The sequence below is a fragment of the Pantoea sp. ACRSB genome (genome assembly GCF_022346905.1).
Lineage (GTDB): Bacteria > Pseudomonadota > Gammaproteobacteria > Enterobacterales > Enterobacteriaceae > Pantoea > Pantoea piersonii.
Map to the genome: position 1 here is coordinate 42,007 of NZ_JAKRNL010000003.1, position 20,996 is coordinate 63,002.

At 62.2% G+C, this 20,996-nt stretch carries 18 protein-coding genes; 11 read left to right on the forward strand and 7 right to left on the reverse strand.

The window, feature by feature from the left end; translation table 11 throughout:
• Positions 1 to 94: 94 nt before the first annotated feature.
• The 3 genes from mtnN to MHZ89_RS11110 all read left to right on the forward strand — a co-directional run bounded on the left by mtnN (position 95) and on the right by MHZ89_RS11110 (position 1,952).
• Positions 95 to 793: a 5'-methylthioadenosine/S-adenosylhomocysteine nucleosidase gene (gene mtnN, locus MHZ89_RS11100; RefSeq protein WP_311783047.1), complete on the forward strand. Its 699-nt coding sequence runs from the start codon at positions 95 to 97 to the stop codon at positions 791 to 793.
• Positions 786 to 1,574, forward strand: coding sequence for a vitamin B12 ABC transporter substrate-binding protein BtuF (gene btuF, locus MHZ89_RS11105; RefSeq protein ID WP_311783048.1), 789 nt, complete (start codon positions 786 to 788; stop codon positions 1,572 to 1,574). Before mtnN ends, btuF begins: the two co-directional genes overlap by 8 nt.
• Positions 1,575 to 1,700: 126 nt before the next feature.
• On the forward strand, positions 1,701 to 1,952 hold the full coding sequence (locus MHZ89_RS11110) for a hypothetical protein (protein ID WP_311783049.1): 252 nt from the start codon (positions 1,701 to 1,703) through the stop codon (positions 1,950 to 1,952).
• Positions 1,953 to 1,984: 32 nt separating this feature from the next.
• On the opposite strand, the gene erpA is transcribed toward MHZ89_RS11110, so the two are convergent.
• Positions 1,985 to 2,332: an iron-sulfur cluster insertion protein ErpA gene (gene erpA, locus MHZ89_RS11115; RefSeq protein ID WP_033749565.1), complete on the reverse strand. Its 348-nt coding sequence runs from the start codon at positions 2,330 to 2,332 to the stop codon at positions 1,985 to 1,987.
• 211 nt (positions 2,333 to 2,543) lie between these two features.
• On the opposite strand from erpA, the gene hemL reads away from it, so the two are divergent.
• Positions 2,544 to 3,824, forward strand: a complete 1,281-nt coding sequence (gene hemL, locus MHZ89_RS11120; protein ID WP_311783050.1) for a glutamate-1-semialdehyde 2,1-aminomutase — start codon at positions 2,544 to 2,546, stop codon at positions 3,822 to 3,824.
• 88 nt (positions 3,825 to 3,912) lie between these two features.
• Here hemL and fhuB read toward each other — a convergent pair whose 3' ends face one another.
• The 6 genes from fhuB to hrpB all read right to left on the reverse strand — a co-directional run bounded on the left by fhuB (position 3,913) and on the right by hrpB (position 15,148).
• Positions 3,913 to 5,892: a Fe(3+)-hydroxamate ABC transporter permease FhuB gene (gene fhuB / locus MHZ89_RS11125; RefSeq protein ID WP_311783051.1), complete on the reverse strand. Its 1,980-nt coding sequence runs from the start codon at positions 5,890 to 5,892 to the stop codon at positions 3,913 to 3,915.
• Complete coding sequence (gene fhuD / locus MHZ89_RS11130; protein ID WP_311783345.1) at positions 5,892 to 6,770, reverse strand: Fe(3+)-hydroxamate ABC transporter substrate-binding protein FhuD; 879 nt, start codon at positions 6,768 to 6,770, stop codon at positions 5,892 to 5,894. Before fhuD ends, fhuB begins: the two co-directional genes overlap by 1 nt.
• Positions 6,771 to 6,780: 10 nt before the next feature.
• Positions 6,781 to 7,572: a Fe3+-hydroxamate ABC transporter ATP-binding protein FhuC gene (gene fhuC, locus MHZ89_RS11135; protein ID WP_311783052.1), complete on the reverse strand. Its 792-nt coding sequence runs from the start codon at positions 7,570 to 7,572 to the stop codon at positions 6,781 to 6,783.
• 41 nt (positions 7,573 to 7,613) lie between these two features.
• The gene (gene fhuA / locus MHZ89_RS11140) at positions 7,614 to 9,824 is read right to left on the reverse strand and encodes a ferrichrome porin FhuA (RefSeq protein ID WP_311783053.1); all 2,211 of its coding nucleotides are present in this window, start codon (positions 9,822 to 9,824) and stop codon (positions 7,614 to 7,616) included.
• A 190-nt stretch (positions 9,825 to 10,014) separates the two neighbouring features.
• Positions 10,015 to 12,567, reverse strand: coding sequence for a bifunctional glycosyl transferase/transpeptidase (gene mrcB / locus MHZ89_RS11145; RefSeq protein ID WP_311783054.1), 2,553 nt, complete (start codon positions 12,565 to 12,567; stop codon positions 10,015 to 10,017).
• A gap of 97 nt (positions 12,568 to 12,664) precedes the next feature.
• On the reverse strand, positions 12,665 to 15,148 hold the full coding sequence (hrpB, locus tag MHZ89_RS11150; RefSeq protein ID WP_311783055.1) for an ATP-dependent helicase HrpB: 2,484 nt from the start codon (positions 15,146 to 15,148) through the stop codon (positions 12,665 to 12,667).
• A 36-nt stretch (positions 15,149 to 15,184) separates the two neighbouring features.
• On the opposite strand from hrpB, the gene thpR reads away from it, so the two are divergent.
• The 7 genes from thpR to panB all read left to right on the forward strand — a co-directional run bounded on the left by thpR (position 15,185) and on the right by panB (position 20,994).
• Complete coding sequence (gene thpR / locus MHZ89_RS11155) at positions 15,185 to 15,709, forward strand: RNA 2',3'-cyclic phosphodiesterase (RefSeq protein ID WP_120455805.1); 525 nt, start codon at positions 15,185 to 15,187, stop codon at positions 15,707 to 15,709.
• A 12-nt stretch (positions 15,710 to 15,721) separates the two neighbouring features.
• On the forward strand, positions 15,722 to 16,426 hold the full coding sequence (gene sfsA / locus MHZ89_RS11160) for a DNA/RNA nuclease SfsA (RefSeq protein ID WP_311783056.1): 705 nt from the start codon (positions 15,722 to 15,724) through the stop codon (positions 16,424 to 16,426).
• 286 nt (positions 16,427 to 16,712) lie between these two features.
• A complete protein-coding gene (dksA, locus tag MHZ89_RS11165; protein ID WP_033749555.1) occupies positions 16,713 to 17,168 on the forward strand; it encodes an RNA polymerase-binding protein DksA in 456 nt (151 codons plus the stop codon).
• A gap of 70 nt (positions 17,169 to 17,238) precedes the next feature.
• Complete coding sequence (gene gluQRS, locus MHZ89_RS11170) at positions 17,239 to 18,168, forward strand: tRNA glutamyl-Q(34) synthetase GluQRS (RefSeq protein WP_120455912.1); 930 nt, start codon at positions 17,239 to 17,241, stop codon at positions 18,166 to 18,168.
• 39 nt (positions 18,169 to 18,207) lie between these two features.
• Positions 18,208 to 19,629, forward strand: a complete 1,422-nt coding sequence (gene pcnB / locus MHZ89_RS11175) for a polynucleotide adenylyltransferase PcnB (protein WP_205685230.1) — start codon at positions 18,208 to 18,210, stop codon at positions 19,627 to 19,629.
• Entirely contained in the window at positions 19,626 to 20,111 is a 486-nt protein-coding gene (gene folK / locus MHZ89_RS11180; RefSeq protein ID WP_311783057.1) for a 2-amino-4-hydroxy-6-hydroxymethyldihydropteridine diphosphokinase, read from the forward strand. The genes pcnB and folK overlap by 4 nt, the downstream gene beginning before the upstream one ends.
• An 88-nt stretch (positions 20,112 to 20,199) precedes the next feature.
• On the forward strand, positions 20,200 to 20,994 hold the full coding sequence (gene panB / locus MHZ89_RS11185; RefSeq protein WP_126688994.1) for a 3-methyl-2-oxobutanoate hydroxymethyltransferase: 795 nt from the start codon (positions 20,200 to 20,202) through the stop codon (positions 20,992 to 20,994).
• Positions 20,995 to 20,996: the final 2 nt, after the last annotated feature.

Genomic DNA, 20,996 nt, shown 5'->3' on the forward strand with positions numbered 1-20,996 from the left:
CCCCTTATTACTTCGTGAATCAATCCCCTGCCAGCCATGCTAGACTATGCCTCACTTTTTACGACTACTTCCACCACATTAGCGAGACTCTTTTATGAAAGCAGGCATTATTGGCGCGATGGAGCAGGAAGTTACCCTGCTGCGCGACAAAATCGAGAACCGCCAGACCCTGACGCTGGCCGGCTGCGAAATTTACACCGGCACGCTTAACGGCGTTGAGGTCGCTCTGCTGAAATCGGGTATCGGTAAAACCTCGGCGGCGCTGGGTACCACGCTGCTGCTTGAGCTGTGCAAGCCAGACCTGGTGATCAACACCGGATCGGCTGGCGGCCTGGCCCCTACCCTCTCCGTCGGCGATATCGTCGTCTCTGACGAAGTGCGCTATCACGACGCCGACGTCACCGCCTTCGGCTACGAGCCGGGCCAGATGGCGGGCTGCCCGGCAGCCTTTACCGCTGATGCGCAGCTGATTGCCGCCGCAGAGGCCTGCATCAGCGAGCTGAACCTGAACGCCGTACGCGGCCTGGTGGTTAGCGGCGACGCCTTTATCAACGGCGCTGAGCCGCTGGCGCGCATTCGTAACACCTTCCCGCAGGCGATCGCCGTAGAGATGGAAGCCACCGCTATCGGCCATGTCTGCCACCAGTTCAAGGTGCCTTTCGTGGTAGTGCGCGCCATTTCCGACGTGGCTGATAAGGCGTCGCATCTGAGCTTTGAAGAGTTCCTCAGCGTCGCGGCACAGCAGTCGTCGCTTATGGTGGAGAAGCTGCTGGCGCGCCTGGCGCGTGGCTAAGCTGCTCTGGCTGATCGGGCTGCTGTTTTGCAGCAGCCTGTTCGCCGCACCGCGCGTTATTACCCTCGCGCCGCATCTCACCGAAATGGCGTTCGCCGCAGGCATTACGCCGGTGGCGGTCAGCGCCTGGTCCGACTATCCGCCCGCCGCTAAAGAGCTGGAGCAGGTCGCCAACTGGCAAGGCATTAAAGTCGAACGTATTCTGGCGCTGAAACCGGACGTGGTGCTGGCCTGGCGCGGCGGCAACCCGCAGCGCCAGATCGATCAGCTAAAGCAGCTCGGGGTTAACGTCGAGTGGATCGATCCCGGCTCGCTGGATGAGATGGCGGATGCCGTGGCGGCGCTGCGGCGCTGGAGCCCGCAGCCGCAGCAGGCGCTAAACGCCGCGCAGCAGCTCAGGCAGCAAGTAACCTCTCTGCGCGCGCGCTACGCTGCGCTGCCTGCGGTGCCGCTCTTTCTTCAGTTCGGCCAGCAGCCGCTGTTTACCGCCGCACGCGATACCCTGCAAAACAACATCATTGCGCTGTGCGCCGGAAAGAATATCTTTGCCGACAGCCGCGTCAGCTGGCCGCAGGTCAGCCGCGAGCAGGTACTGATGCGTCATCCGCAGGCTATCGTTATCGGCGGCAGCGCCGCTCAGGCGCAAAACGTTTCCCGCTTCTGGCAACCCCAGCTAAACGTACCGGTTATCGCCATTGATGATGACTGGATCAGCCGACCCGGCCCGCGTATGCTGCTGGCGGCAAAACGGCTCTGCGCCGCCCTGCATCCGGAACAATAAACCAGCAGAAAGCGATTAAAGATCCCGCTAATTTTGCCGTTAATTAGGAAACGAGACGTTGATGCCACGTAAGCTCAGCGTCCTTTTATGCGCACCGCGCATTTTTTGCTACACCAGGAATCCAACATGTCCAGAGCCTTGCTGCTGGCCTTCGCGATCGCGATCGTCGCGCCCTTTGCGACTGCGTCGACCACGGGAACGATAGGCGTTCAGCTGATTATCTTTTCGCGCTGTGAAATTAACAGCCAGCCGCAACGGGCGCTGCCGCAGATCGATTGCGGTCGCCGCGCTAACGCGCAGCCGCGCGTGACGGAAAGCGTGCTAAAAAAGGATGCGATGCGTAAGGAAACGGCGAAGCTGATAACCGTAGAATGGTAATGAAAAGGCCGTCGCAAGACGGCCTTTTTGCATCAGATGCTGAAGGAGGAGCCGCAGCCGCAGGTGGTTTTGGCGTTAGGGTTGGTCACGATGAAACGCGATCCTTCCAGACCTTCGGTATAATCCACCGAGCCGCCAACCAGGTATTGCAGGCTCATCGGATCGACCACCAGCGCCACGCCCTGCTTCTCAATGGTCATGTCGCCGTCATTCATTTTGTCGTCAAAGGTGAAACCATACTGGAAGCCGCTGCAACCGCCGCCGGTGATATAGACGCGCAGTTTCAGATCGGGATTCTCTTCATCAGCAATCAGGTTTTTTACCTTGCTGGCCGCCGCATCGGTAAACTGTAACGGCAGTGCTGCAACATCATCACTCATTTCATACTCCGGTAAACGTCCAGGTCATAAAACGACCTCAATTGCCGTATTATCTTCCAGCGCGATAGCGCAATCAAGTTTTGCCCTTCGCACTGCGTGCCTCCGGCCTTCAGCTAAGGTAAGTATAGCGCGCCCTTTCCGCCCTTTCTTCATGTCGTTATCTTCCCGTAGAATGGCGCGAGATTTTTTATGAACCGCTGGAGCCGAATAAATGAGTAAGTCCGAAAACCTGTTTGCCGAAGCGCAACGCCTGATCCCCGGCGGCGTTAACTCGCCGGTGCGCGCGTTTAACGGCGTAGGCGGCACGCCGCTGTTCATCGAGCGCGCCGACGGCGCCTGCCTGTATGACGCCGACGGCAAAGCCTATATCGACTATGTCGGTTCATGGGGGCCGATGGTGCTGGGCCACAACAACGTCGAGATCCGCAACGCGGTAATTGAAGCCGCAGCGCGCGGCCTGAGCTTCGGCGCGCCCACCGAGATGGAAGTGAAAATGGCGCAGCTGGTGTGCGAGCTGGTGCCGAGCATGGATATGGTGCGTATGGTTAACTCCGGCACCGAAGCGACCATGAGCGCCATTCGTCTGGCGCGCGGCTTTACCGGCCGCGACAAGATCATTAAGTTTGAAGGCTGCTACCACGGCCACGCCGACTGCCTGCTGGTAAAAGCGGGTTCCGGCGCGCTGACGCTTGGCCAGCCTAACTCCCCTGGCGTGCCGGCGGATTTCGCCAGACACACCCTGACCTGCACCTATAACGATCTCGACTCCGTACGCGCCGCGTTTGAGCAGTATCCTGATGATATCGCCTGTATCATCGTCGAGCCGGTCGCGGGCAATATGAACTGTATTCCGCCGCTTCCGGCGTTCCTGCCTGGCCTGCGCGCGCTGTGCGACGAGTTTGGCGCGCTGCTGATCATCGACGAAGTGATGACCGGCTTCCGCGTCGCGCTGGGCGGCGCGCAGGAGTATTACAATGTGCGTCCGGATCTCACCTGTCTCGGCAAGATTATCGGCGGCGGTATGCCGGTAGGCGCCTTTGGCGGACGCCGCGAAGTGATGGACGCGCTGGCCCCGACCGGCCCGGTCTACCAGGCGGGCACGCTCTCCGGCAACCCGATTGCGATGGCGGCCGGTTTCGCCTGCCTGACGCAGATCGCTCAGCCGGGCACCCACCAGACGCTGACCGAGCGCACCACGCAGCTGGCGCAGGGCCTGCTGGCGGCGGCGCAGGCGGAAAATATTCCGCTGGTGGTGAATTACGTTGGCGGCATGTTCGGTATTTTCTTCACCGACGCCGACAGCGTTACCTGCTACGCCGACGTGACGAAGTGCGACGTAGAGCGCTTTAAGCGCTTCTTCCACCTGATGCTTGAAGAGGGCGTTTACCTTGCCCCTTCCGCCTTCGAAGCGGGCTTTATGTCGCTGGCGCACAGCGCCGAAGATATTGAGCGCACCGTTGACGCCGCGCGTCGCTGTTTTGCGAAGCTGTAAAAAAGAGAGTAAGTAAAAGACCGGCAGATGCCGGTCTTTTTTTTGCGGGTACAAAAGGCGTCAACGCGGACGCCACCTGTGAAAGCTTTTACCGGGAACGCCTTAATAGCCAGATAAAGTAAGGCGCGCCGAGGAAGGTCGCCATCAGTCCCGCCGGTATCTGATCCGGGAACGCCAGCATACGTCCGCACCAGTCGGCCAGCAGCATCAGGCCCGCGCCAAACAGCCCCGCCATCGTCATCTGCGGCAGCGCGCGGCGGAAGCCAAGCATGCGCGCGATATGCGGCGCCATCAGGCCGATAAAGCTCAGCGGACCGATCGTCAGCGTCGCGGCGGCGGTCAGCGCGGCCGCCAGCAGCAGCAGCGCCAGACGCGAGGCGTTCAGCGCCATGCCCGCCGAGCGCGCCGTAGCGGAACCCAGCGGCAGCAGCGTCAGCCAGCGGCTGGCGAGCGGCGCCAGCGCCGTCAGCACCAGCGCCAGCAGGGCGCTCTGCAGCGCCGCCTTTTCGCTGACGTTATAGGTTGAACCGGAAATCCAGCTCAGCAGGCCGCCCATGCGCGGATCGCCGCTCGCCAGCAGCAGCATCAGCAGCGTAACGAAGGCGCTGTTAAGAGCCATCCCCGCCAGCAGCATACGCTCCGGCGAAAAGCCGCCGCGGCTCGCCACCAGCATAATAATCAGCAGCGTTCCCGCTGCACCCAGCGCGCCCGCCGGCAGCAGAAACGCCAGCGCGTCGCCCGGCACGAAAAACAGCATCACTACCACGCCGAACGCCGCGCCGGAGCTGATGCCCAGCACCTCCGGGCTCGCCATTGGATTGCCGGTCAGGCGCTGGATCAGACTGCCCGCCACGCCGAGCATCAGCCCCACCGCCAGCGCTGCCAGCAGACGCGGCGCGCGCCACGGCAGTATCTGGTGGAAAAGCTCGCCGCTCGACCATAGCCAGCCGTGTGCGTCGCGGCCGAAGGCGAGCGCGGCCCACGTCAGCAGCGCAAGCAGCGCCAGGCCGAGTAGCGCCCAGCGCAGCACCGCGTGGCGTTCAGCCGGTACCTTATCCCCGCTGTCGAGCGCGGGCGGCACCGAGCCGGTGCGCAGGCGCGGCAGCAGCCAGAGCAGCAGCGGCACCCCCGTCAGGGCGGTCAGCGTGCCGGTGGAGAGTTCGCGCCAGTGCGCGGTGAGCCACAGCACGCAGGCATCCGCCAGCCACAGCAGCAGCGCGCCGATCAGCGGCGCCAGCAGCATGCGGCTTAACAGTCGACGCGCGCCCAGCAGCTTCGCCAGCAGCGGCGCGAACAGGCCAATAAAGCCGATAATGCCCGCCACGCTCACCAGCTGCGCGCTGAGCAGGATCGCCAGCGCCAGCGTGCCGACGCGCGCCATTGCCAGCGCCAGGCCGAGGTTCTTCGCTACGCCGTCATCCAGCCCCATCAGCGTCAGCGGACGCAGCAGCGCCAGCGCCAGCACAAAGGCGAGCAGCAGACGCGGCCAGAGCAGGCTGACGTTCTCCCAGCCCATCTGGTTCAGCGTGCCGGTGCTCCACAGGAACATATTCTGCAGCTGGTCGTGATTGAATATGGCGAAGATCTGGTTCACCGCGCCGCTGTAGAGGCTCAGCACCAGCCCGGAGAGGATCAGCGTGACCGGCGACAGCCGTTTGCCCCAGGCGACGCCGAATACCACCGCGCCCACTGCCAGCGCGCCGATCAGTGCCGCCAGCTGCGACGTCGCCGCGCCGCCCGGCAGCTGCCACAGCGTGGCGACGGTAATGCCGAGCTGCGCGCCAGACGAAACGCCCAGCGTCGTCGGCTCCGCCAGCGGGTTGCGCAGCGCCTGCTGAAACAGCAGCCCCGCCAGCCCCAGCCCGGCGCCGACCAGCAGCGCCAGCCCGAGCCGCGGCAGCAGGCTATAGTGAAACAGCATCTGATCGATGTTGTTCTGATCCGGCGACAGCAGACCCTGCGACCATTGCGCCGACGGCAGCGCCGCGCGCAGATTAATAATGCTCAGCAGCAGCGCCAGCACAAACAGCAGGCTCAGCAGCGCAGCAGGAAAATAACGATGGCGCATCAGCGCGTCTCCAGCGCGCGTTCCAGCACGCGAACAAAATGCAGCGCCGACAGCGTCGCGCCGTAGTACCACACCGCCGGAACCCGCTGAAAGCGTCCGGCACGAACAAACGGCAGCGCCTGCCACAGCGGGCTGCGCCCGAGCTGCGCCATATCGGCGTCGTTATCATGATCGAAGCAGATAGCCTCTGCGTCACGCAAATGCGCCAGCCGTTCGATGCCCGTGACCGCGCTGCCCCAGAAGTTGGTTTCGCCCTGCCACGCGTTGGTCAGCCCAAGCTGCTCCATCACTTCCAGAAACAGGCTGTTTTTGCCGAAGACCAGCGCATGACGGCTGTCCATCAGCGACATCAGCAACACCGGACGCTTCGCATAGGGCGCGAGCCGCTGACGCGCGGCGGCCAGCGCTTGATCCAGCTGCTGCAGATGCGCCTCCGCTTCCGCTTCACGACCGATACGCGCCGCCAGCGCACGCAGTGAATCACGCGCGGCTGAGAGCGGTTTGCCGTCGCCGCGATTAAGGTCGAAGCCCATGATCGGCGCGATGCGCTGGAGTTTTTGCGGCGACGGGCCGTAGCCGTTTGAACAGAGAATTAGCGACGGCTGCAGCTGCGTCATCAGTTCCAGATTGGGTTCGGTGCGCAGCCCTACGTCCACCGTATGCGGCGGCAGCGGCGGCTGGCCGACCCAGACGTTGTAGTTGCGGGTATCGGCGACGGCCAGCGGCGCGACGCCGAGCGCCAGCAGCAGCTCGGTCGGCAGCCACTCCAGCGCAATAATGCGCTGCTGCTCAGGCAGGGTCGCGGCGCGCAGCGGCAAGACGCTCAGCCAGGGCGAGACAGCCAGTGCCGCCAGCAGGCGACGACGCGTGATCTCCATGCTCAGGCCCTCAGTAGACAAAGCTAACCGCCGCCCCGCCCTGGGGGTGCGGCAGAATGCCCATAGGAATACCGTAAATCGCGCCCAGCACGTCGGGCTGCATAATGGCATCCGCCGCGCCTTCGGCGATAACTTTACCGCCGCGCAGCGCCACCAGATGGTCGCAGTAGCGCGCAGCCATATTGATATCGTGCAGTACGGCGATGACCGTCAGGCCGCGCTCGCGGCTGAGACGCTGGATCAGCGCCAGCACCTCGACCTGATGGGCGATATCCAGCGCCGACGTCGGTTCATCCAGCAGCAGACAGCGGCTGTTCTGCGCCACCAGCATCGCCAGCCAGGCGCGCTGACGCTCGCCGCCGGAGAGGCTGTCCACCAGGCGCGCGGCGAGCGGCTTCAGCCCGACCTGCGCGATCGCCTCCTCCACCCGAACGCGATCTTCCTGAGTAAAACGGCCCAGCGCGCCATGCCACGGGTAGCGTCCAATCGCCACCAGCTCGCGTACCGTCATGCCTTCGGCGGCAGGCAGCTGCTGCGGCAGATAGGCGACCTCGCGCGCAAAGGCTTTACTGTTCCAGGCTTCGACCGGCGTACCGTTGAGCAGTACGCGTCCCTCGCTGGCGGTCTGGTGCCGTCCCAGCATTTTTAACAGCGTGGACTTGCCGGAGCCGTTGTGGCCGATAAGCGCGGTGACTTTGCCAGGCGGAAAGGTTAATGAGAGCGGATGCAGCAGCGTGCGGCCGGGCACGTGAAAGCTGACATTATCCAGCGTAAAAGTGGCTGCGTCGTGCGGAGGCTGCATGGTCATCCCAGGTTAAACGGGCGCCGCGGCGCCCGGTTGCATCAGAAACGGAAAGTAGCGGTGCCGATGATTTGTCGCTCTGCGCCCCAGTAGCAGGCGTAGTCGCGGTAACAGCTGGCCACATAGTCGCGGTCAAACAGGTTTTTCACGTTGACGCCCACTGACGAGCCAGGCAGACCGAAACGGCCCAGATCATATTTCAGCGTCGCATCGACTGTGGTGTAGCCAGCGACATCGAAGTTCTGGTTTGAGTTCGCGCCGTTGCGCTCATTTTCCTCATACAATCCTTTGCTTTCGCCAACGTAACGCACGCCTGCGCCGACGGTGACGCCGGAGAGCGCGGTCTCATGGAAGGTATAATCCGCCCACAGCGACGCCATATGCTTTGGCACCTGCACCGGCGTGCGCCCTTTCAGCTGTGTATCGTGGGTATATTCCGCGTCGGTGTAGGTGTAGGCGGCCGTCAGGTCGATATTGGCGTTAACTGCCGCTTTCGCCTCCAGCTCTACGCCGCGCGAGCGGATTTCGCCGCTCTGCACGCTGAATAATTTATTTACCGGATCGGCCGTCAGGTTTTTAGTTTTGGTCAGCTGATAAACCGCAGCGGTCATGGTGATCGGGCGATCCTTCGGCACATATTTCACGCCCGCTTCATACTGTTTGGCGCGTGAAGGATCAAAAGCCTGACCTGCGTAGGTAGAACCAGAGTTGGGAATAAAGGCTTCGCTGTAGCTGAAGTAGGGCGCGATACCGTTATCGAACACATAATTCAGACCGCCACGCCAGGTAAAGGCCTGATCGTTCTGGCGATCGAAGGCTCCGCTAAAACGATTGTATACCGACGTCATGGCGTAATCGTAACGGCCGCCCAGCGTCAGCACCCAGCGGTTCCACGCCATCTGATCCTGCGCATAAAGGCCGGTCTGACGCTGTTTATCAAGGTGCTGGAAAGGATCGAACGGCGTAACGCTCTCATCGCCATATTGCGGGTTAACGGCGTTCAGGCTGCTGGCGCTGCCAAATTGCGCATTGATATCGTTACGCGTGCGCTGGAAATCCACGCCCAGCAGCAGCGTATGGTCCAGCGCGCCGGTGGCGAATTTAGCCTGCGCCTGGGTATCGACGGCGAACTGATTCAGCTCTTCCTCAGAGACCGCCGAACCGCGCGTAATTGACTGGGTAGCGGCATCAAAGCCGTTGCCGTAAATGCTGCGATAGTCGGTGCGCAGATCGGCGTAGCGCAGGTTCTGACGTACCGTCCAGGTCTCGTTGAAGCTGTGCTCGAAGTTGTAACCCACCATTTTGGTGTTGCGCGAGATTCTGTTGCTCTCTTCGCCTTCATCAAAATTAGTCGGCAGCTTGTATTCGCTGCCGTCTGCGCGCCTGATCGGCACTACCGTACCCTGACGCGGCAGCCAGCCGTAATAGCCGGTTTCCGGCTCGTTCTGGAAATAGGTCAGCAGGTCGAAGCGGGTATTTTCGTCCGGACGCCAGCTGAACGAGGGCGCAATGGTGTAGCGTTTCTCTTTATTCCGCTCCTGCTGCGCGTCGGCGCTGCGCGCAAGGCCGGTCAGGCGGTAGCTGTAGACGCCGTCGTCATCCAGCGAGCCGCCGAAATCGAACCCGGTAGAGAAAAGGTTGTCGCTGCCCATCTGGAACTGCACTTCGCGCAGCGTTTCCTGTGTTGGACGCTTGCTCACCAGCGCTACTACGCCGCCGGGATTGCTCTTGCCGTAGAGCACTGAAACCGGGCCGCGCAGCAGCTCGGCGCGCTCCAGGAAGTAAGGATCGATAGCGAATTCAGAATAGTTGTCGCCCTGCAGCTTCAGGCCGTCAAGATACTGGTTGGTGTTGGTTTCGCTAAAGCCGCGAATCGACAGCGCATCGATCACCTGCGAGCTGCCGCGGTTGCCGGTCAGGACGCCCGGCGTGTAGTTGAACGCCTCTTTTACCGATGTTACCTGACGCTTTTCCATCTCTTCGCGCGTCACCACCGAAACCGACTGCGGGTTTTTCTCAATCGGCGTATCGGTTTTGGTGCCGGTGGCGCTCTGTCTGGCGGCGATAGTCGGCGCCGGGCCCCATGCGCTCTCCTGCGCCGCGGCAGAAGCAGCATCTGACGAAACCACCAGCGTCTCCTCAGCCAGCGCGGAGGCGCTTACTGAGCCCAGAATGACGGCAATGCTCAAAGCCAGCGGACGGCGAGCAAGCGCGCCGCGCAGGTAACAAGGAAAAGTCGTTCGCGCATTCATAGTAGTGTCTCTTGAATAATGTGGGCAGGCGAATGGAAACGAGAATGATTATTATGCCGAATGGATTTTAGGCGAAACTCTTACTTTTCTGCAAGGGATAATCCCGCGCGCAGCGCCGTCTGGCGGGCATTCGCGCAGTATTGATCAGGCACAAAAAAAGGGCGCCGTAGCGCCCTTTTTAACCGACGTTTTAGTTACCGCCGAACATATCTTTAATCCAGCCGGCGACGCCGTCGCTCTCTTTCTGCTGCTGCTGCGGCTGTTGTTGCTGCTGCTGCATCTGCTGCTGATTTTGCTGCTGGTTCTGCTGCTCCTGCAACTGCTGTTGCTGCTGCTGGAACAGCTGTTGCTGCTGCTGGCAGAGCGCGTCGGGATCGAGCGCCCATACCGGCAGCGAACGCCAGGTGCTGCTGCCGTTGCCGCAAACGAAATTGCCCGCTGAGTCGATGTTCATCATGGAGACATCTTCCGGCGGCGTCAGCACCAGCGGCATTGGCGCCTGGTTGTCCAGGTAGCGACGATAGATCTGCATCGCGCCGCTTGCGCCGTACAGCTTGCTTGGCTGGTTATTGTCGCGGCCCACCCAGGTAATAGCGACCTCTTTGCCGTCGACGCCGGCGAACCAGCTGTCGATCAGGTCGTTAGTGGTGCCGGTTTTGCCCGCCAGATGCGCTTTGGGATAACGCGCGCCCAGCGCCCGCGCCGTACCGTGATCGGCTACCTGCTGCATCGTGTAGAGCGTCAGATAGGCGGCCTGCGCCGGCTCTACGCGCTGCGCCTGCGGGAAGCTCTGATAGAGCACTGTGCCGTCTTCCGCGATAACGGAACGCACCGCCGAGAGCGGCGCGCGGTTGCCGCCGCTGGCGATCGACTGGAACGCCTGCGCCACTTCAATCGGCGTCAGGTTCAGCGCGCCGAGCAGCATCGCTGGCACCGGGTTCAGCTGATCTTTCGGTACGCCCAGTTTGGTCCAGGTATCCACCACCGCGTCCAGCCCCAGCGTCATACCGAGGTTTACCGTCGGCACGTTCATGGAGTTGGTCAGCGCATCCACCAGCATCACCTTGCCGCTGAAGCGACGATCGTCGTTCATCGGTTTCCAGACGCTGCCGTTCGGCTGTTTCAGCGCGATAGGCTCATCGGCGATCCAGCTGTTAAGACGATAGGTGTTCGGCTGGCTGAGCGCGGTCAGATAGGTGGCCGGTTTCGCCAGCGAGCCAATAGAACGACGCGCCTGCAGCGCGCGGTTGTAGCCGGCGAACTGCGGATCCGCGCCGCCTACCATGGCGCGCACTTCGCCGCTGAAGCGGTCAACTACCACCATCGCGGTTTCCAGATCTTTCAGGCCACGCTGTTTTTTCAGCGCCGGGATACCGTCAAGCACCGCTTTTTCCGCTGCGTCCTGCGATACCGGATCGAGCGTGGTGAAGATCTTCACGCCGGAGAGATCTTTTACCTTATCGCCCAGCTTCGCCTGCAGCTCGTTGCGCACCATCTGCATAAAGGCGGGCTGCGGCGTGATCACGCCGCCCTTCGGCTGTACGCCGAGCGGACGCGCCGAGAGCATGTCATACAGCTCCTGATCGATCACCTTCTGCTGCTGCAGCAGACGCAGCACCAGGTTGCGTCGCTCCAGCGCCAGCTTCGGATTACGCCACGGGTTATAGAGCGAGGCGCCTTTCACCATGCCCACCAGCATCGCCTGCTGATCGAGGCTCAGTTCATCGACCGGACGGCCAAAATAGTAGAGGCTCGCCAGCGGGAAACCGCGGATCTGGTCGTTGCCCGCCTGACCGAGATAGACCTCGTTCAGGTAGAGCTCCAGAATGCGATCCTTGCTGTAGCGCGCATCCATAATGACCGCCATATAGGCTTCACGCGCTTTACGCCACAGCGAACGCTCGTTGGTCAGGAACAGGTTTTTCACCAGCTGCTGCGTCAGCGTACTGCCGCCCTGCACCGCTTTCCCGGCGGTGATATTGGCGAGGAAGGCGCGGCCGATAGAATAAGGGCTGATGCCGTCATGCTCGTAGAAATGACGATCTTCGGTGGCGATCAGCGTATCGACCAGCAGATCCGGGAAACCGGCGCGCGGCACAAACAGGCGCTGTTCGCCGTTCGGCGACTGCAACATGGTGATCAGGCGCGGATCGAGGCGGAAGAAGCCAAAATCGCGACCGGAATCGATGTTTTTAATTTCGCCCAGCTCATCACCGTCGAACACCATCTGCGCGTGCACCTGCCCCTCTTTGCTGTCCGGGAAATCAAACGGACGGCGCAGCAGATCGATGGTGTTGCCTTTTACCGAGAACTCGCCGGGACGCGTAATGCGCGACACCTCGCGATACTGCGTGCCTTCCAGCAGCGCAATCATCTCTTTTTTGTTGTAGGCCATGCCTGGTTCCAGGCTGACCATGCGGCCATAAACGGTCGCGGGTAGCTGCCACACTTTTCCGTCGATGCGGGCGCGGATCTCAGAGTCGAGGTAAACACCCCAGACGGCCATGACGATCACAAACACAAGGAACAGCCTGATAAGCCAGCTTAACCAGCGACGCTTCCCGCGCGGCGGACGCTTTCCTTTACTTTTACGCGGCACAGGCGCTTTCTCCTCAACCTCATCATCAAAATCATCATTATCAAAATCGTCTTCATCCCTGCGGCGACCCCGGCGCGTAGCGTTACGCGGCGGCTTGGGCTGTTTTCCTTTGCGCCCAATAGGTTCGCGATCGTTCCCAGACATTGGTTTCATTCTCCAGGCATTACGTTGGCTGCGCCGATACTCTAGCGGCTTTTACCTCTTCCGCATGGCGGAACCCTCTGAAATCGATCCAGCTGGCTCAACCTTGCGGGGAATATTTTTTGGTGCGCCTTGTGGGCAAGGCGCTGGCCGGATCGTCGGGCCAGGGATGTCGGGGATAGCGCCCTTTCATCTCTTTTTGCACCTCCGGGTACGCCCCGCGCCAGAAGGCGGCCAGGTCGCGGGTAATCTGCAACGGACGCTGCGCGGGCGATAACAGCTCCAGCACCAGCGGCACGCGCCCCTCCGCCACGGCGGGATTGCTCGCCTCGCCGAACATCTCCTGAATGCGCACCGCCAGCGCGGGCGGTTTGTCAGCATGGTAGCGAATGGGCAGTCGGCTTCCGGTCGGCACAGTGTAATGAGTTGGCAGCGCACTATCCAGCCGCTGACGTTGTGACCATGTGAGCAAATGTAATAGCGCGCTGACAAGGTTAACCGCCTGCAACGATTTCAGATCGCGCACCGCACCCATCTCCGGCAGCAGCCACACATCAAGCGTCGCCAGCAGCGTTTCATCATCTACGGCGGGCCACGTCTCCTCCGGCAGCCACTGCGCCGCGCACTGCAGCCGCACGCGTAGCTGTTCCGCTGCCTCGCTCCAGCCCAGCACCGCCAGACCCTTTTGCGCCACCCAGCGCAGCATCGCCGCGTGCAGCACCTCAGGCTGCGGACGCGCCATCGGCTGCGCCTTTAACACCAGCACACCAGCCTGTTCGCGGCGCAGCGCGCGCAGCGTGCCTTTCTCTTCGTCCCACTCGACTTCGGTACGCACCTCCACCAGCTCCGGGCGCGCCTGGCGCAGCGCGTCGATATCGACCGGCAGCGCCAGCAGCATGCGTGCGTCCGGCGTCGCGCTGCCCTGCAGCAAAGCGGGGGCGATCAGCCATTCGTAGCGGTTCAGCCCCTCTTGCGAATCGAGCATCGCCCCCAGGCCGTTGGCAAGCTGATAGCGGCCGCCGTTATCGCGGCGTCGCGCCAGCCGGTCGCCGAAGCCCGCCGCCAGCAGCGCAGGAAAGCGATCTTCATCGACGCGGCCGCCGCTGACACCGAGCCGCGACTGCCACTGCTTTGCGCGCCGCTGCCATTGCGGCTGCGGACGGTGCAGCGCTTCACGCAGATCGGGCGTGCCGCTGCGCGGCGGATCCTCAAGCACCGCCACCAGCAGCGCGGCGCTGGCGGCCGCATCGGGATCCTGCCCGGCGGCGCACAGCATCGCGCTCAGACGCGGCTCGCCGCCGAGCTGCGCCATGCGTCGCCCCTGCGCGCTCAGCTTGCCGTTCTCATCCAGCGCGCCAAGGCGGGCAAGCAGCTGCCGCGCCGCGCGCAGATGTTTTTCTGGCGGCAGGTCGAGCCAGGTCAGCTGATCCGGCTGGTTGCAGCCCCACTGCAACAGCTCCATCCAGAGCGCGGCGAGGTCACTGTGCGCGATCTCCGGCTCGCTCTGCGCGGCGGCTCGCGACGCCTGCTCTTCGGCGATCAGATGCAGGCAGATGCCGGGCATCAGACGACCGGCGCGGCCGGCGCGCTGCGTCATCGACGCCTGGCTGATACGCTGGGTCAGCAGCCGCGTCACGCCGCTGCGCGCGTCAAACTGCGCCGTGCGCTCCAGCGCGCTATCCACCACCAGACGGATGCCTTCGATAGTAAGACTGGTTTCAGCGATATTGGTGGCGAGTACCACTTTGCGGCGGCCGGGCGGCGCGGGCAGAATTGCGCGGCGCTGCGCCGCCAGCGGCAGTGCGCCATAGAGCGGCGTGAGGTCGACATCCTCCGCCACGCGCGGTTCCAGCTCGCGTTTAACCCGCTCAATCTCCGCCACGCCGGGCAGAAACAGGAGCAGCGAGCCGGTCTCTTCGCGCAGCAGCTGCGCCGTTTCGCGCGCCACCGCCTCTTCAAAGCGCAGCGTTGCGCTGAGCGAGGCAAAACGGCGCGTAACCGGGAAACTGCGTCCTTCGGAGACAATCAGCGGCGCGTCGGGCAGCAGCGCCGAGAGGCGCGCGTTATCCAGCGTCGCCGACATCAGCAGGATTTTCAGATCGTCGCGCAGCCCTTGCTGTACGTCGAGCAGCAGCGCCAGCGCCAGATCCGCCTGCAGGCTGCGCTCGTGGAACTCATCGAGGATCACCAGCGACACGCCGCTGAGTTCGGGATCGCGCTGCAGCATGCGCGTCAGAATGCCCTCCGTCACCACTTCCAGCCGGGTGGCCGGGCCGACGCAGTTTTCGCCGCGCATACGGTAGCCGACGGTTTCGCCGGGCTGCTCGCCAAGCTGCTCCGCCAGACGCTGCGCCACGTTGCGCGCCGCCAGCCGACGCGGCTCCAGCATAATAATGCGGCCCGACAGATTTGCCCGCTGCAGCAGTTGCAGCGGCAGCCAGGTCGACTTGCCCGCGCCGGTTGGGGCCGCCAGCAGAATTTGCGGCGCCGTTTCGAGCGCCTGCAGCAGGTCGGGCAGCACGGCGCTGACCGGTAAATCACTCACGGCAAACTCCCGTTCAGCCTGTGTTAAGATGGCGCGCATTGTAGCATTCATCCGCGAGGATTGCCGGAGACCGCCATGGAGACGCAACGCCTGTTTTTTGGCATCGGGCTGCCTGACGCGCTGCAGCAGCAGCTGGTGCGCTGGCGCGCCGATAACTTCGCCGACGACGCCGGCCGCCCTGTTGTTGCGGCCAACCTGCACCTGACGCTCGCCTTTCTCGGCGAGGTGAAAAGCGAGACCGCGCAAAAGCTGCAACAGCTGGCCGCGCGCATTCAGCAGCCCGCCTTCGATCTCGACCTGGACGACGCCGGCCACTGGCCGCGTCCCCGCGTGGTGTGGCTAGGCTGTCAGCGGCCGCCGCGCGGTCTGCTGCAGCTCGCCGATCTGCTGCGGGCCCAGGCGGCGCGCCACGGCTGCGCGCAGAGCGCCCAGCCTTTTCATCCGCACGTTACGCTGCTGCGCGACGCGGCATCGCGCATTGCGCTGCCGCCGCGCGGCTTTCACTGGCGCTTTCGCGTCGACCATTTTTCGCTGTTTTCGTCGCAGTACGCGCGGGGCCGCACGCGCTACCAGGCGCTGGCGAGCTGGCCGCTGACCTGATTCTGGAGCGCTATGCTGTTTTCACCGCCGTTAAAGGCCGCCCGACTGATCGCCCGCTATAAGCGTTTTCTTGCCGACGTGCTGACGCCGGAAGGGGAAACCCTGACCATTCACTGCGCCAATACCGGCGCGATGACCGGCTGCGCCACGCCAGGCGACAGAGTGTGGTACTCCACCTCCGACAGCCTGACGCGCAAATACCCGCACAGCTGGGAGCTGACCGAAACGCAGCAGGGCCACTGGATCTGCGTTAACACGCTGCGCGCCAACCAGCTGGTGAAGGAGGCGCTGGCGGCAGACGTCATTGCGCCCTTGTCCGGCTACGACGCCTGCCAGGCTGAAGTCAAATATGGCGCGGAAAAGAGCCGAATCGACTTCCTGCTTCAGGCAGGCGGCAGACGCAACTGCTATATTGAAGTCAAGTCCGTGACCCTTTTACATCAAGGAAAAGGCTATTTTCCGGATGCGGTGACGGTTCGAGGCCAGAAGCATCTGCGCGAGCTAAGCGCCGTCGCGGCTGCCGGCCATCGGGCTGTTTTGTTGTTTGCGGTTCTGCACTCGGGGATTGAGGACGTCTCCCCCGCGCGTTACATTGACGCACGTTACGCAGACCAACTGGTCCAGGCGCAGCAGGATGGCGTAGAGATTTTGGCGTATCGCGCAGATTTATCACCGGCAGGCGTGTTTCTGAAAAAACCGGTTGCCGTAAGCTTGTAATATCTTTTGCAAATTGTTGTGTTATGAATGTTTAACGCGAGGCGCCAAATACGCTGTTCCTCACAGGCTTGTCAAGGTGCGATCATGAATAATTGCCAACCTTGACTGCTTCTGTTATTTATAGCGGCCTGTTTTTCCCCGTAGGGGGATCGATGTACCCGTTTGCGGCAACGCGGCGAAACCCGCCAGGCAAAATGTAGCGTAATGACTACACTCAACCGCCTGACGCCTAATCGCTGGCGCTGAACCACAAAAGGTATAGTGCGTGTTATCCAGGAGAAACAACATGCAAGAAGGGCAAAACCGTAAAACATCGTCCCTGAGTATTCTCGCCATCGCTGGGGTGGAGCCATACCAGGAGAAGCCGGGCGAAGAGTATATGAATGAAGCCCAGCTGCAACATTTTCGCAAGATTCTGGAAGCCTGGCGCAATCAGCTGCGTGATGAAGTTGACCGTACCGTCTCGCATATGCAGGACGAAGCGGCGAACTTCCCGGATCCGGTTGACCGTGCCGCGCAGGAAGAGGAATTCAGCCTTGAACTGCGTAACCGCGACCGCGAGCGTAAGCTGATCAAAAAGATCGAGAAGACGCTGAAGAAAGTCGAAGATGACGACTTCGGCTACTGCGAGTCCTGCGGCGTGGAGATCGGCATCCGCCGTCTGGAAGCGCGTCCGACCGCCGATCTTTGCATCGACTGCAAGACGCTGGCTGAAATCCGCGAGAAACAGATGGCTGGCTAATGCCATGCCTCTATCACCGCACTGCGGAAGAGCACGCTGTTGTTCCGCTGTGCGGTGACTTTTAATGCCTATGTCCACGCTTCCCTGTATCGGGCGTTTCGCTCCCTCTCCTTCTGGCGATCTTCATTTCGGCTCGCTGATTGCCGCGCTTGGCAGCTATCTCAGCGCGCGCGCGCAAAAAGGCCGCTGGCTGGTACGCATCGAAGATATCGATCCGCCGCGCGAAGTCGCAGGCGCTGCCACGCGCATTCTGCATCAGCTGGAGCATTACGGCCTGCACTGGGACGGCGAGGTGCTGTGGCAGTCGCAGCGCCATGAGGCCTATCGCGAGGCGCTGGCCTGGCTGCAGACGCATCGTCAGAGCTATTACTGCACCTGTACGCGTCGCCGCATCCAGCAGATCGGCGGATTTTACGACGGCCACTGCCGCGATCGCCATCTGGGGCCGGAAAACGCCGCGCTGCGTTTACGTCAGCACGCGCCGGTTTTCAGCTTTGACGATCGGCTGCGCGGCATCGTGAACGTCGATGCGCGTCTGGCCCAGGAAGATTTTATTATTCATCGGCGAGACGGCCTGTTCGCCTACAACCTTGCCGTGGTGGTCGATGACCATTTTCAGGGCGTAACGGAGATCGTGCGCGGCGCGGATTTAATTGAGCCCACGGTGCGGCAGATAGCGCTTTATCAGCAGTTCGGCTGGCCGACGCCTGACTGGCTGCATTTGCCGCTGGCGATCAATCCCGACGGCAATAAACTGTCGAAGCAGAATCATGCGCCTTCGCTGCCCGCAGGCGACCCGCGACCGCTGCTGGTGCAGGCGCTTCGCTTTCTGGGACAGCCTGTGGCGGCGGAATGGCGCGATGAAACGCAGGAGAAACTGCTGGAAAGCGCAGTCTCACAGTGGAATATCGCTTTGATACCCCATGAGAACGCCCTGAAACCGGCTGAGCCGACAACACCATTCCTAAATGAATCGCAACAGGCTATGATTAGCCGCTGATTTTATTTACACCACTTTACGTCGCTGTCGAGGTGTCCCATTTTTACCCGAGTTGCTAATTTTTGCCGGAAAGTCCTCATGCGTGATGAGGAGGCGCCCGTCGAGGTTGAAACTGAGCGTCATCAGATGACCATTATCCCTCGTGAGAGCCATAACATCTCGCGCAAAGACATTAGCGAAAATGCCCTGAAGGTGCTCTACCGCCTGAATAAAGCGGGCTATGAAGCCTATCTGGTGGGCGGTGGCGTTCGCGACCTGCTGCTGGGTAAAAAGCCCAAGGACTTTGACATCACCACCAACGCCACGCCAGAGCAGATGCGCAAGCTGTTCCGCAACTGTCGTCTGGTTGGGCGTCGCTTCCGTCTGGCGCACGTTATGTTCGGTCCCGAAGTGATTGAAGTCGCGACCTTCCGCGGCCATCATCAGGCCGAAGAGGATGTTGAAGAGGATCGCAATCTGTCGCAGCGCGCCCAGAGCGGCATGCTGCTGCGCGACAATATCTTCGGCAGCATCGAAGACGATGCGCAACGTCGCGACCTGACGATCAACAGCCTCTATTACAACGTTGCCGATTTTACGGTGCGCGACTACGTAGGCGGCCTGCAGGATCTGCAGCAGGGCATTATTCGCCTGATTGGCGATCCAGAGACGCGCTACCGCGAAGATCCGGTGCGTATGCTGCGCGTGGTGCGCTTCGCCGCCAAACTGGATATGTCGATTGCGGCGGAAACCGCCGAGCCGATCCCGCGTCTCGCCACGCTGCTGCGCGATATTCCGCCGGCGCGTCTGTTCGAAGAGTCGCTGAAGCTGCTGCAGGCGGGCTACGGCTACAGCACCTATGTCAAGCTGCGTGAATTCCAGCTGTTCCAGCCGCTGTTCCCGACCATTACGCGTAACTTCACTGACGAAGGTGACAGTTATATGGAGCGTATGGTGGCGCAGGTGCTTAAAAACACCGACAACCGCATCCATAACGATATGCGCGTCAATCCCGCCTTCCTGTTTGCGGCGATGTTCTGGTATCCGCAGCTCGAAGCGGCGCAGCGCATCGCTCAGGAGAGCGGCCTGACCTATTTCGACGCCTTTGCGATGGCGATGAACGATACGCTGGATGAAGCCTGCCGCGCGCTGGCGATCCCGAAACGCATTACAACGCTGATCCGGGATATCTGGCAGCTGCAGCTGCGCATGTCGCGCCGCCACGGCAAACGCGCCTGGAAGCTGATGGAGCATCCGAAGTTCCGCGCCGCCTACGATCTGCTGGCGCTGCGCGCCGAAGTCGAGAACAACCCGGAACTGATCCGCCTGAGCCACTGGTGGGGCGAGTTCCAGGCCGCCGCGCCGACGCAGCAGAAAACCATGCTCAATACGCTGGGCGACGATCCGGCGCCGCGCCGCAAAACGCGTCGTCCGCGCCGTCGTCCCACTGCGCCGCGCCGCGACAGTCAGAACGCCTCGTGACCTGCGTCTACCTGGCGCTCGGCAGCAATCTTGCCGATCCCCTGCATCAGGTCGACGCGGCGCTGCGCGCGCTGGATGCGCTGCCCGATACCACGCGCGTCGCCACCTCTTCTCTCTACCGCACGCCGCCTTACGGTCCGCCGGATCAGCCGGATTACCTGAACGCGGCGGTTGCGCTGGAGACCGCTCTCGCGCCGGAAGCTCTGCTGGATCATACCCAGCGTATCGAGCTTGAACACGGCCGCGTGCGCAAATCGGAACGCTGGGGGCCGCGCACCCTCGATATCGATATTCTGCTCTTCGGCCAGCAGCGCCTGCATACGCCGCGCCTGATCGTGCCGCACTATGATATGCACAACCGCGCCTTTATGCTGGTGCCGCTGCTGGAGATTGCGCCCGACGCGGCGCTGCCGGACGGACGCCCGCTGCGCGACCTGCTGACCGGGCTCGACGCCAGCGCCATTCGCTTCTGGCACGCCTGACCGCCGCACAGATTGATCTCGGGAGATTCCGCTCTCCCCCGCTATCCAGTACACTGCGCCCATCTGAAATACCTGAGTTGAGAGCGCAATGAAACCCACCACTATTTCTCATCTGCGTCAGTGGAAAGCGAGCGGACGTAAGTTCGCCACCCTGACCGCCTACGATTTCAGCTTTGCCCGCCTGTTCGCCGATGAGGGCATTCAGGTGATGCTGATCGGCGATTCGCTCGGCATGACCGTTCAGGGCCATGACTCCACGCTGCCGGTGACCGTCGCCGATATCGCCTACCACACCGCCGCCGTACGCCGCGGTGCGCCGCAGGCGCTGGTCATGGCCGATCTGCCCTTTATGAGTTACGCCACGCCGCAGCAAACCTTTGACAGCGCGGCGCAGCTGATGCGCGCCGGCGCCAATATGGTGAAGCTGGAGGGCGGCGAATGGCTGGCGGAGACGGTGCGTATGCTGACCGAACGCGCGGTTCCGGTGTGCGGCCATCTCGGCCTGACGCCGCAGTCGGTGAATATCTTCGGCGGCTATAAGGTGCAGGGCCGCGACGAGGCGGCCGCCGAACGGCTGCTGGCCGACGCGCTGGCGCTGGAAGCCGCAGGCGCGCAGCTGATGGTGCTGGAGTGCGTGCCGGTCTCGCTGGCGCAGCGCATTACCCAGGCGCTGACCATCCCGGTCATCGGCATCGGCGCGGGCAACGTCACTGACGGCCAGATTCTGGTGATGCATGATGCCTTCGGCATTACCGGCGGCCATATCCCGAAATTTGCGAAAAACTTTCTCGCCGAGGCGGGCGACATGCGCGCCGCTATCCGTCACTATATCGCCGAAGTCGAAGCGGGAACCTATCCTGCGGCTGAACACAGTTTCCAGTAATT

What these genes read in the sequence shown, in the direction of transcription:
- fhuD (WP_311783345.1), bottom strand. Translation starts at nt 6,770, where the DNA reads ATGGAGATCACGCGTCGTCGCCTGCTGGCGGCACTGGCTGTCTCGCCC.
- fhuA (WP_311783053.1), bottom strand. Translation starts at nt 9,824, where the DNA reads ATGAATGCGCGAACGACTTTTCCTTGTTACCTGCGCGGCGCGCTTGCT.
- hrpB (WP_311783055.1), bottom strand. Translation starts at nt 15,148, where the DNA reads ATGCGCGCCATCTTAACACAGGCTGAACGGGAGTTTGCCGTGAGTGAT.
- hemL (WP_311783050.1), top strand. Translation starts at nt 2,544, where the DNA reads ATGAGTAAGTCCGAAAACCTGTTTGCCGAAGCGCAACGCCTGATCCCC.
- thpR (WP_120455805.1), top strand. Translation starts at nt 15,185, where the DNA reads ATGGAGACGCAACGCCTGTTTTTTGGCATCGGGCTGCCTGACGCGCTG.
- MHZ89_RS11110 (WP_311783049.1), top strand. Translation starts at nt 1,701, where the DNA reads ATGTCCAGAGCCTTGCTGCTGGCCTTCGCGATCGCGATCGTCGCGCCC.
- mrcB (WP_311783054.1), bottom strand. Translation starts at nt 12,567, where the DNA reads ATGTCTGGGAACGATCGCGAACCTATTGGGCGCAAAGGAAAACAGCCC.
- fhuB (WP_311783051.1), bottom strand. Translation starts at nt 5,892, where the DNA reads ATGCGCCATCGTTATTTTCCTGCTGCGCTGCTGAGCCTGCTGTTTGTG.
- sfsA (WP_311783056.1), top strand. Translation starts at nt 15,722, where the DNA reads ATGCTGTTTTCACCGCCGTTAAAGGCCGCCCGACTGATCGCCCGCTAT.
- panB (WP_126688994.1), top strand. Translation starts at nt 20,200, where the DNA reads ATGAAACCCACCACTATTTCTCATCTGCGTCAGTGGAAAGCGAGCGGA.
- erpA (WP_033749565.1), bottom strand. Translation starts at nt 2,332, where the DNA reads ATGAGTGATGATGTTGCAGCACTGCCGTTACAGTTTACCGATGCGGCG.
- mtnN (WP_311783047.1), top strand. Translation starts at nt 95, where the DNA reads ATGAAAGCAGGCATTATTGGCGCGATGGAGCAGGAAGTTACCCTGCTG.
- gluQRS (WP_120455912.1), top strand. Translation starts at nt 17,239, where the DNA reads ATGTCCACGCTTCCCTGTATCGGGCGTTTCGCTCCCTCTCCTTCTGGC.
- fhuC (WP_311783052.1), bottom strand. Translation starts at nt 7,572, where the DNA reads ATGCAGCCTCCGCACGACGCAGCCACTTTTACGCTGGATAATGTCAGC.
- dksA (WP_033749555.1), top strand. Translation starts at nt 16,713, where the DNA reads ATGCAAGAAGGGCAAAACCGTAAAACATCGTCCCTGAGTATTCTCGCC.